Raw genomic sequence first — 10,167 nt, 5'->3', positions numbered from 1 at the left:
CACCCCATAGGGGTGTCTGGACGGAGGAGCCCACCCAACAGCCAGCTGGGCGCTACCTCCAAGCCCGGCCGTTCACGGCCGGGTCAAGTTGACTCCGTGCAGCTCAAGGGCATCCGGCGTTCGATCCGGACCGCCAGGGCCGGTGGCCCTTCTCCAGTCAGCAGGCGACGTTGCGCCGTCTGGACAAGGCGTTCGCCGCGTTCTTCCGTCGGGTCAAGTCCAGCGATAAACCCGGATACCCGCGCTTCCGGGGAGTGAACTGGTTCGACACGGTGGACTTCCCCAAGGGCGGGGATGGCTGCCGGTGGGACTCCACCCCGCACGACCCGGTCACCCGGGTGCGTCTGCAAGGCGTCGGGCACGTGCGCGTGCACCAGCACCGGCCCGTGCGCGGCCGGGTCAAGACGGTCTCCGTCAAACGCGAGGGGGTCGGTGCACTCAACGTCGCGATCAGGGCCGGGCTGGTCCTTCCCGACGTGGCCTGGCCACCGACAGGACAAGCCCCCCGGATTTATCCGGGGGGAGGAGTCACGGCAATGGCCTCCTGCGCGGCGGCGGGGCCTGTTTTACGAGATGGCGTCTTCGGCGAGTTGTTCTTCCAGGCAGAGCAGTTCGGTGAGGCTGAGCTGCGGTGGCTTCCAGCCGTTGGCGGCGGCGTGGGCAAGGAAGCGGTCGTCGAGCGCCAGGTGGTAGGTCTCGACGTAGTAGGCCAGGTCCGAGGACCAGAACCATGTTCCGTCGGTATGCAGCGAGAGCCCGCAGATCATCGTGCCGTCGCCGCGCAGCACGTCGTAGGCCACTGAGCCGGAGACGGCCAGAATGGAGGCGGCGCGGAGGTAGGCGGCGACCTCTGATTCGTGGGCGCGGGGCTCCAGGGCGGCGGCGTCATGGATGCTCGGGGCATGCTCATCGTCGGGGGCCAGTTCGCGGAAGGCGCCCACGAATCGCGTTCCGCACTGGTGAGCGGTCTGCCGGCGGCGATGTGGGGCAAAGCTTGGCCGGGCGGGTGCTGGAAAGGGCGCTGCCATCGGTGTGTTGGGCCCGGTGATGGTCTGCACGCCGAACGCAGCAGGCTGCGTGGGGCGGGGGAGAGCTTCGATGGCCAGTGCGAGGAGGTCGGCGGGCGGGCCGAGGCCGTCCTTCAACGCGGCCGTATAGGCCGTGGCGTCGCGGATGCTGAAGGCGGGGACTCGTCGGCGCAGCAGGCGCAGTGCGTGGGCCCTGCCGTGCGTGTCGGCGATCGACCGCACCTCGTCGTGCAGTGCGTCGACGGGTCCTGGCAGGTGCTGTCCTTTCACGCGGGTGAGGTAGTCGCTCTCCCAGGCCCCGGTCACGGCGTCCACCACCGGGATCTGGTGCAGGCTGCCGTCCTCCTTGTCCACCAGGTAGGGGCCGTTGCCTATCAAGGCGTGCCGTGTGTCTTGCGTGCGCAGGTTGTCCTCGGACTGCCAGGCAATGATCCAGCCCAGTGCGTGCTCCCTGACGTGGGCCACCACCACATGGACGGAACTGCCGTATGCCGCCAGCTCCCTGCGGTAGTCGCGCTCCAACTGCGCTTCGACCAGCAGGATGGCGAACTCACGGTCAATCATCCCGACAGCATCAGCCATCCTGCCCGGCCCCACCAGCAAATTTTGCCGCTCGCACACCACCGGCCGGAACGGACTGAACCGGCCATCTCCGCTGTCCGCGCCCTCGGCCACATCAGGGAGACGAAATACAGTTTGCGCAGTGACGAAATGCTGGGCGCTGCAGGCGGCGGCACGTGCTTCCTCCCGTGCCGCCGCTGCCCGGGCCTGCCCTAGGCCTTCCGTTCCGACTGTCACCGATCGGCAGGCCATTCGTCGACCGACCGCCTTCCACGCCCTGACAGTCGCTGTGCCGCCGTGTCACGCGACCGTTCGCACGGCATTGCCGACGACCTCCGCCAACTCGCCGGCGGACTCGGGGGTCAGACGGTAGAACCCCTGGAGACTGACCGAGCGTTCGAGACGGCCGTCCACCACGTATTTCAGACCGCGGGTCTGGCCTCGGCGGTTACGCCAGGTAAGCCTCGCCAGAAGATCGTCAGGAATCGGCGTATCGAAGCGGACGGGCGTCGCGTCCACGTGCACTGCCGCAGCGCCGCAGCCGCCGGCGCCGAGCATCGACCAGTCGCCGTGCCCGGGAAACGCCGGGTCCTGCCACGTCGCGGGGGCCGTGCCGCAGCAGCCGCGCCGCTCCATGTCGATCACCCGCATCCGGCTCACCACGAACACGACGCACCGGTTGACGTGCAGCGCGTACACCTCGTCCCCAACACGGGCACCCGACCAGGCGGGCAGGGAGGAATGGACGCCGCTGAAGGCGACCGGCGGCCGCTCGCCCACGCGGCCCGTCTTGCGCAGGGCACGGCAGGTGTCATGGGTCCACAAGACGGTGAAGGCATCAGACATGCCGTGATCCTATGAACGAGCACTGACAGCCTTCCGCGGGTCAGTGCTCGTGGAGACTCTTTGCTCCAGGACGACGAGGTGGGAACTGGTCAGCAGTCCGGCGGCATGCGGTGCCCGGCTGGGGGTGGCCTGATCGCGCGGCAACCTCGCTCGGCGGGAAGACCAACCGGGAAGCCCGGGATCTGGACGCATCGCCCCAGTACATCACCGCAGGTCAGCGAGTTTCGTCGGTAGTCCACATCGGCACGACATGTCCCTGGCCACCGGATGCGGGGACCACAGAACTGGTCTGATTGCTTCTTGGGCAGACACCCGTCGTCGGCGGGCCTCTGCCCAACTGCCGCCCCTTGACGACTGTTTGGTCAAGACAGAACAGACGGCTTCCGGGGAGGGGGGAGGGCTCGCAGAAGCTCCCACAGCGGGCGGTTGCCCGCGGCCCAAGTGCCGAGCAGACGACGATCCACCACATGCAGTCGCTGCTGCTGGGCGAAGGCTACAGCCGGCGCGGTGACACGGCCGTTGGTCACGATCACCGCCACGTCGGCCCCGTGCACCTGTCGTGCGGTGCCGTTGAGCACCTGCAGATCCGGGGTACCCACGGCCGAGCCGCGATCCCCATTGCGGCGGTGCTTGCACTGGATCACCCAGTGCCGCCCGAACGGATCGGTGGCCTTCACGTCCGCGCCGAGGTCGCCGCCACTGCCGACCCGGGCAGCATCCGGGCATCCGTCACGTTGCATCAGTTCCCGGATCGCCTGCTCGAACTGCGTGTGGTGCAGCGCGTCCAGCTGCGGCAGGGCGAACCGCAAGCCCCGCGCCCGTACCGCCTCCCACCGGGCTTTGTGCCGGCGGTCGTATGCCCAGCCGACGCCTGCCAACGCCGCGAGCGCCACGGCAACGACCAGCACCCACCAATGAGCGAGCAGCCAGTTGACCACCATCACCATCAGCCCGATGACCACGGCCGCCGCCACCAGGAATGCGGTCAGCTGCGCCTGCGCCTGCTGCCGGCGCCTGCTGCGCCGCCTCGGCCGCCACCGGGCCGGCGACCGCCGCGTCACCGGTCACCGTCGGGGGATGAGAACCTGATCGGGTACGACACCGTGGGCTGAGGCCGCTGCACCTTCACGGTGTTCGTGTTGTTGAACGTGATGGCGTAGTGCACCGTCGACTGCGGCTGCGGACGGTTCCCGTTGCCCGTGGTGATGTTGCCGTTCCCCATGCCCACGGCCGCCAACGCGACCACGGCTAAGATCGTCATCTCTTGACGTGCGCCCGGGGCCCAGCGTGAATGCCCGCGTACCGGTGTCCCGTCAGAGCGCACGTAATCCCTCACCCAGGGCATGTCTGCCTCCCCCTCGTAGCAAATCTCCGCGCAACCGCCCATGGTGGCAGCAGGCACTGACAACGAGTCAGAACATCACTACGCCAGGTGATCAAGTCAGGCCCGAACAGGCCAGGCCCGACGCCCGCGCTGCCCTGACGACACGACGGCCGCGTCGGCGACCTCAAGCGGTGGGCCCGCAACCGGCCCCGTGCTGTTGTCGGTTCCACCGGCCTGCGCTGATCGCCACCCTCACGCGTATCGGGTTCGCGCGCGGCGCAGGGGCGGTACTGTCGTGGGGGCTTGGCTGGCGTCGAGGCGCTCAGTCACGGAGCGTGAGGTGGTCGGCGGCGCCTCCGTGCCACTCGATCATGAAAAGGGTGGCGTCGTCGCTGGTGCGCCCGCTCCGTCCCCTCTTCAGTGTCTGGGAGAGCCGGCGCAGATCCGCCCGCAGCCCCTCTGACGGCTCCTCCCCCAGGCGGTTGACGCAGTGGATGAGGCGTTCCTCGCCGAACGGCTCGCCGCCGGCGATGCGCTCCTCGATGATGCCGTCGGTGTAGCACAGCACCCTGTCGCCTTGCTGGAGCGTGTGTTCTCTGACCTGGGGCATCTCACCGCCGAATCCGATGGGCAGCGTCGTCGCGCTCTCCAGCTGCTGCACGACCTGGCCGTCGCGGATCAGCAGCGGCGCGGGGTGCCCCGCGTTGACCAGCTCCATCTCACCGGTGGCGATGTTCACGTGCATCAGCTGGGCTGTGACGAAGTGGTCGGGCCCGAACTGCCGGGAGACGGCATCGTCCATGAACGCGTATTTCTCGGCCAGGCCGATGAAAACGCGCCGGGCATGTCGGTAGGCGCCGATGGCCACGGTCGCCATCGTGGCGGCGTCCAGGCCGTGGCCCATCGCGTCGATCACGGCCGCGTGCAGGATGTTGTCGTTGAGTGCGTAGTCGAAGCTGTCGCCGGCGACGCGGTAGGTGGGCTCCAGGATGCCGGCTACCTCGACTTGCGGCACGGACATCGTGAGCGGCGGCAGCAGGGTCCACTGGATCTCCGCGGACACGCTCATCGGCTCCCGGCGCCGGATCTGGAAGAACTGGTCGGTGTAGGCGTTCTTGGTGACCAGCATGTCGGCGACCAGCCCGGCGAGCCTGCGCAGCAGGCGCCGGTCGTCGTCGTCGACGGTGTCCAGGGTGAGGGCCATCACGCCCACCTGGGCGCTGCCGTCCAGCAGTGGCAGGTACATCCGGACGCCCGAGGGGTGCGGCACCTCGACGACGTCCCCGCGCAGGAAGGCCCGGCCGGCTGGGGAGCCCTCCATCGGGTAGGGCTGGCTGACATGCAGCTTCCTGCCCGGCAGCGGCACCAGCACCTCCTGCGCGTAGTCCTGGAGCAGGATGGAGACGTCACGACCTCCGATCCTGGCTACCTCATCCGCGATCAGTGGTGCGATCAGCTGCGGCGACAGCAGCCGCGCCCTGTCCAGCAGCAGGCCGAGCAGCCGCTCGCCGTAACCCTCCGAGCGGTCCACGTTCTCCTCGCCCATGGCTGGTTCGCCACCTTCTTCCTGCCACCGTCCCGGTCACCGTCTCCGCACAACGTGACCGGGAACGCCTGCCCGACGGCTCATTACGCCAAGCGCGGCATGTCGGACCACGTCGTCCGCGGTCCGATCGTCTGATTCCCGGTTCTTCGGGCGGTGCGGCTCCGCTCATGCGTGCGTCCGTGCGGTGAAGCCGACATCGCCGCACTGGCAACGTTCTCGCCTGCGAGGCCGGCGCCGCCATCACCGGCACCTGGGTCAACGCCACCGCGGGAATGTTCCCCAGCTGACACGAGGGCCCGGCGACGGCGAGCCCGCGCCACCCCGCACTTCGCCCGTTCAACAGCACCGACGTCCCAGACGCGCAGGCGAGTTGCGCCGGGGGCTGCACAGAGCTGGCAGGGGCCCACTTCCCAGGGCATACCAACTCCTGGGCGACGACAGCGCGTTCGTGTTCGGTGAGCCGTCCTCGGGGCTCGGGCGCGCATCTCGGTCTCCACGTGTCGGCCTGCGCCGCCGTGCCGCGCCGGGGCGGGCGCCGCGACCCCGAGGGCCTGGGTTGGGCAGGGGACCGGTGGCTGGGCCGGTTGACTGAACTCAGTGGTCGCAGGGCGGTCCTCAGTCGATGACGGTACGGGTCACTGTCGCGTCCGCGGGCGCCCGTACCGCGTTGAGCACGACGGCGGCCACCGACTCGGGCCGCAGGAACTGATCCGGGCGGTACTCGCGGCCGGCCCGTTCGGCCGCCTTGCGTTGCAGCTCGGTGTCGGTCGGACCCGGGTGGATCGAGGTCACCCGGACTCCGTTGGGTGCCTCTTCGGCCTGAAGTGCCTCTGCGAACGCTCGCAACGCGTATTTGCTGGCGGCGTAGGGACCGCGGTGCGCCTTGATCCGGAGTCCGGACCCCGCGTTGATCAGGACCACCTGTCCTCGGCAGCGGCGCAGGGACGGCAGGAGCAGGCGGGTGAGTTCGGCGGCGGAGAAGAGGTTGACCGCGAAGATTCGCTGCCACGCGTCCAGTGGGGTGCCGGCGATCGTGCCGGGCTCCGCGACGGCGGCGTTGTGCACGAGCACGTCCAGTCGGTCGATGTCCGTCGTGGCCTGGGCGAGGCCCCCGGGATCCGCCAGATCGACCGCCCAGGGACCGGCCTTGCCCGGCAGGTCGCGGGCGAGCGCCTCGAGCGTCCGGGCGTCGCGGCCGCCGAGGAGCAGATCGTGTGTGGGTGCCAGTGCACGGGCGACGGCCGCCCCGATGCCCCGGGAGGCTCCTGTCACGAGTGCGCGCGGTCGCTCAGTCGTCATGGTGTGCTCCCTCGTGGAACGGGCTTGAAGGTGACCGGCAGGCTGGTCAGTCCACGCATGAACCGGCTGTGTCCCCAGGCCAGTTCGCAGGGATCGCTCGCGAGCGCCAGTCCGTGGCAGCGTTCCAGGAGGGCGCACAGCGCGATCGCGGCTTCCGCTTTGCCGAGCGGCGCGCCCAGACAGTGGTGGATCCCGTGTCCGAAGGCGAGGTGCCCTCGGCTGTCGCGGAGGATGTCGAACCGGTCGGGCTCGGCGAAGCGGGCGGGATCCCGGTTGCCGGCGCCGTAGGACAGCAGTACGGCCTCTCCGCCACCGGGAACGGTGACGTCTCCGATGCCCACGTCGCAGGTCGTGAACCGCAGGACGGGCGCCATCTTGATGGGGCCGTTCCAGCGCAGGATCTCCTCGATCGCCTGCCCCACGAGGTGTGGCTTCCTGCGGAGCAGCTCCAGTTGCTCGGGGTGCTCCAGCAGGGCCAGCACCCCGCTGCCGATGAGATTCGCGGTCGTCTCGAAACCGGCCACGAGGAGGAGGAAGGACATGCCGATCACCTCGTCCTCCTGGTGATCGGCTGCGAGGAGTCGCCCCAGCAGGTCGTCGACACGGGCGGGGGACTGTCTCTTCGCCTTGAGAAGTCCGGTGAGGTAGTCCCGCATCTCGCAGGCGGCCCGGGGCATGCGGCCGTGGTCGCCTTCGCTCATCTCGACGTAGACGCCGGCGAGCCGCGCGAAGGTGTCCCGTCCCCGGGCAGGCACACCCAGTACTTCCGAGATGACCGTGAGCGGCAGACGCTTCGCGAAGCCGGTGATGACATCCAGGCGCCCCAGTGGAAGGACCGGGGACAGGAGCTCGTCGGTGATCTGCTGGATGCGTGGGCGCAGGGCCTCGATGCGGCCAGGGGTGAACTCACCTGCCACCAGTTCACGCAGTCTGGTGTGGTCCGGAGGGTCGCAGCGGAGCATATTGCGGGTGACGGTGTAGGTCTCGGTGGCGAAAACCCACGGAGCGCTCTGCACGGTCTTGTTGCCGCGCCGCGGATCGTTGCTGAGCCGTGGATCCTTGCTCGCCGTGCGGATGTCCTCATGGCGCGTGACGAGCCATACGGGAACGCCGGCGAACACCACGCGCCGTACGGGCTTTTCGGCCCGCAACTGTGCGAGCAGTGCATAGGGGGCGTCGACGTAGCCCCTCGCGTCCACAAGATCGGTGAGAACGCCGGAATCCCGGTGCCCCGGCGGCATGGGGCAGGCGACGGCGTCGTTGACCTCTTCTGCGTTCACGGGTCCTCCATGGAGCGCACGGCCGTTCGGGTCCGGTGAACCCGTGCATGGGCGGGCAGGGCCAGGCGGACCGGCAGCGCGTCGCAATGGGGATTCGAGGGGTCGCCGGTACGGGGGGTCCATGCGCCCCATGAGTGGTACATGCTGCAGTTCCGGCGTTCCAGGTAACAGATGAGATTGATCGGCCATCCGGTGTTGGCGAAGACGTACGTGTCCATGCGCGTCGGGTGCTCGCTCAGCCGCGACCCGCCGCCGCCCGGTGAGTCGATGTTGTGCCAGTCGGGGTGGAGGTGTATCGACCCCAAAATGTCCAGCCCGTCCAGTTCGGCGTCCCGCAGGATGCGCAGCAGGTCGGTGGAATCGCACCAGTACCCGCGATGCGGGTTCTCATAGGCCGTTCCGAAACAGGGAACGATGGATTCCGAGAATTCCCCCAGGGCCGCGCCGTCGGTGGCCCGGACGTTGCGGCCGAATTCGACGCGCTCGATGCGGGCGCTGTCGCCCTGCATACGACCGACCAGGACCCCGAAGCAGGGATAGGGAAAGCCCGGCCTGATCGATTCGTAGACACGAAGAGCAGCGTCGAGGAACGTGGAGCAGACGGCGCTCTCCAGGAAGACGTGCACGCTGTCCGCGTATGCGTGGGGACCACTACCGGTCATGACGATCGGTCTCCGTTCGCATGACAGCAACGGAAGTGAACCCGCGCAGCCGCCCAACCCTCTGGGCGGGCGGCCGTGCCTGCACGAGATCGGGAAGACGCTGCCGCAGCCGTCGCAGCAGCATCGCCATTTCCAGGTACACCAGTTCGGCGCCGAGGCAGTAGTGGGCGCCTCCGCCGAAGCTCAGGTGACGTGCCTCGCCGCGCCCCGGCCAGAACTCGTCGGGCCGGGTGAACTCACCGGGATCCCTGTTGGCGGCACCCAGCACCGGCCAGACCTGCGCTCCCGCCGGTATCGTCACGCCGCCGAGGACCACCGTCCTCGCGGGAATGCGGGGGGCGGGCGTGAACTGCACCGGCGCGTCGTAGCGGAGCACCTCGTCGACGAACATCCGGGCACGGACGGGGTCGTCCAGGAAGACCGCCCATTCCGGGTGACGGATCATCAGGACGATCCCGGTCTCGATCCCCGCGGCGATCTGCGGGTACCCGGCGACCGTGAGTCCCGTGAGGATGCTGACCAGTTCGTCGTGCGGCAAGGCCTCGGGACAGGCGGTGTGCGCTTCGACGAGTTCGGACATCAGATCGTCGCCGGGCGCGCGGCGCCGTCGAGCCACTTCCCCTTGAAGGTAGTCGGTGAGCTGCCGCATCGCCACAGTGCCCTCGCGCTCCTGGCCGGGCAGCGGACCGGAGGTGGGGAAGATGTCGGTGACGAGTGTGGAGACGCGCTCGTGATCGCCTGGCGGCAGTCCCAGCACGTGCATGATCGTGTCGCGGGGAAACGCCTCGGCCAGCGTGGTCATGTCGGCGACGCCGTAGCGGAGCGTCTCCACCACGGGTTCGAGCAGGTGGTCGCAGAGTCTGCCGACCCACCCCTGCTGACGTCGCACGTGCTCGACGAAACGCCGGGCGACCGCGGTGCGCATTCTGGTGTGCCGGGGTGGATTCTGCGCGCTCATGACGCGGGACAGCACAGGCGCACAATCCCCGGCCGTCCCCGCGGACGGCCGGGGACCGCCCGGGGCGAGGAATGACCCGCGCTCGGTCAGTACACGCCGGCAGTCCGTGTACCGGGTCAGGAGGTAGGCGCCGGTCCGGCACCGGTACACCGGTTCGGTCTCACGCAGCCATGCATAGACGGGGTACGGGTCGCCGGCGTGAACATCCGTGAGGGCATCAGTGGAGCCGATGGTTCCCATGGCATCAACCCCTCGGGGCGATGAAACGGAGGTCTCGTGTCAGGCCACTCTCCATTGACGACTCCGAACGGGTGACATGCGACTCGGAGCACAGCCGGATTGCTCCAAATGGGTGAGCGGCGGTCGTGTCGGTGCTCCAGATCTTCTTCCAGCGGGCCGGCGGGAAGTCCGCGAATGCAGTGATGTCTGTGGCGGCGCCCAGCACCATGGTCTTGACCTGGGGAAACCGCCGTCCGAGTCCACGCCCGCTCAGGTCACCAGGCTGCTTCGCCTGGGCGAAGGCCTGCGCCCGGCCCACCGCAACGTGGACCGCACCCAGCTCAGACGCGTCGACTTGACCCGGCCGTGAACGGCCGGGCTTGGAGGTAGCGCCCAGCTGGCTGTTGGGTGGGCTCCTCCGTCCAGACACCCCTATGGGGTGGC

The 10,167-nt window shown here is 68.9% G+C and carries 9 protein-coding genes and 1 pseudogene; 1 reads left to right on the top strand and 9 read right to left on the bottom strand.

All coding sequences use genetic code 11. The annotated features are described in order from the left end of the window. Nucleotides 1–116 precede the first annotated feature (116 nt). A pseudogene (locus ACZ4RZ_RS49930) lies at nucleotides 117–428 on the top strand (RNA-guided endonuclease TnpB family protein); the annotation flags it as partial. 138 nt (nucleotides 429–566) lie between these two features. Here the strand turns inward: ACZ4RZ_RS49930 and ACZ4RZ_RS49925 are convergent. From ACZ4RZ_RS49925 to ACZ4RZ_RS49885, 9 genes are all read right to left on the bottom strand, one after another. Further along, nucleotides 567–1,592, bottom strand: a complete 1,026-nt coding sequence (locus ACZ4RZ_RS49925) for a YrhB domain-containing protein (RefSeq protein ID WP_467754315.1) — start codon at nucleotides 1,590–1,592, stop codon at nucleotides 567–569. Between the two features lie 297 nt (nucleotides 1,593–1,889). Continuing rightward, nucleotides 1,890–2,435, bottom strand: a complete 546-nt coding sequence (locus ACZ4RZ_RS49920; RefSeq protein WP_467754314.1) for a hypothetical protein — start codon at nucleotides 2,433–2,435, stop codon at nucleotides 1,890–1,892. A 362-nt stretch (nucleotides 2,436–2,797) separates the two neighbouring features. After that, nucleotides 2,798–3,409, bottom strand: a complete 612-nt coding sequence (locus tag ACZ4RZ_RS49915; protein ID WP_467754313.1) for a restriction endonuclease — start codon at nucleotides 3,407–3,409, stop codon at nucleotides 2,798–2,800. A gap of 83 nt (nucleotides 3,410–3,492) precedes the next feature. Then, nucleotides 3,493–3,696 (bottom strand): hypothetical protein, encoded by a 204-nt coding sequence (locus tag ACZ4RZ_RS49910; RefSeq protein ID WP_467754311.1) that lies wholly within the window; start codon nucleotides 3,694–3,696, stop codon nucleotides 3,493–3,495. 385 nt (nucleotides 3,697–4,081) lie between these two features. Further along, a complete protein-coding gene (locus tag ACZ4RZ_RS49905) occupies nucleotides 4,082–5,305 on the bottom strand; it encodes a PP2C family protein-serine/threonine phosphatase (RefSeq protein ID WP_467754310.1) in 1,224 nt (407 codons plus the stop codon). A 615-nt stretch (nucleotides 5,306–5,920) separates the two neighbouring features. Then, nucleotides 5,921–6,604: an SDR family oxidoreductase gene (locus tag ACZ4RZ_RS49900; RefSeq protein WP_467754309.1), complete on the bottom strand. Its 684-nt coding sequence runs from the start codon at nucleotides 6,602–6,604 to the stop codon at nucleotides 5,921–5,923. Next, complete coding sequence (locus ACZ4RZ_RS49895) at nucleotides 6,601–7,884, bottom strand: cytochrome P450 family protein (RefSeq protein WP_467754308.1); 1,284 nt, start codon at nucleotides 7,882–7,884, stop codon at nucleotides 6,601–6,603. Before ACZ4RZ_RS49895 ends, ACZ4RZ_RS49900 begins: the two co-directional genes overlap by 4 nt. Continuing rightward, complete coding sequence (locus ACZ4RZ_RS49890) at nucleotides 7,881–8,546, bottom strand: hypothetical protein (protein WP_467754307.1); 666 nt, start codon at nucleotides 8,544–8,546, stop codon at nucleotides 7,881–7,883. The genes ACZ4RZ_RS49895 and ACZ4RZ_RS49890 overlap by 4 nt, the downstream gene beginning before the upstream one ends. Beyond that, nucleotides 8,536–9,744, bottom strand: coding sequence for a cytochrome P450 (locus ACZ4RZ_RS49885; RefSeq protein ID WP_467754306.1), 1,209 nt, complete (start codon nucleotides 9,742–9,744; stop codon nucleotides 8,536–8,538). The genes ACZ4RZ_RS49890 and ACZ4RZ_RS49885 overlap by 11 nt, the downstream gene beginning before the upstream one ends. Nucleotides 9,745–10,167: the final 423 nt, after the last annotated feature.

This window comes from Streptomyces sp. NPDC027189 (assembly GCF_055566975.1).
The sequence above is the reverse complement of the archived record's forward strand: the minus strand, read 5'-3'. Positions and strand labels throughout refer to the sequence as shown.

Coding starts and splice junctions, on each gene's coding strand:
- ACZ4RZ_RS49925 (WP_467754315.1), bottom strand. CDS start 1,592: ATGATTGACCGTGAGTTCGCCATCCTGCTGGTCGAAGCGCAGTTGGAG.
- ACZ4RZ_RS49920 (WP_467754314.1), bottom strand. CDS start 2,435: ATGTCTGATGCCTTCACCGTCTTGTGGACCCATGACACCTGCCGTGCC.
- ACZ4RZ_RS49910 (WP_467754311.1), bottom strand. CDS start 3,696: ATGACGATCTTAGCCGTGGTCGCGTTGGCGGCCGTGGGCATGGGGAAC.
- ACZ4RZ_RS49905 (WP_467754310.1), bottom strand. CDS start 5,305: ATGGGCGAGGAGAACGTGGACCGCTCGGAGGGTTACGGCGAGCGGCTG.
- ACZ4RZ_RS49900 (WP_467754309.1), bottom strand. CDS start 6,604: ATGACGACTGAGCGACCGCGCGCACTCGTGACAGGAGCCTCCCGGGGC.
- ACZ4RZ_RS49890 (WP_467754307.1), bottom strand. CDS start 8,546: ATGACCGGTAGTGGTCCCCACGCATACGCGGACAGCGTGCACGTCTTC.
- ACZ4RZ_RS49885 (WP_467754306.1), bottom strand. CDS start 9,744: ATGGGAACCATCGGCTCCACTGATGCCCTCACGGATGTTCACGCCGGC.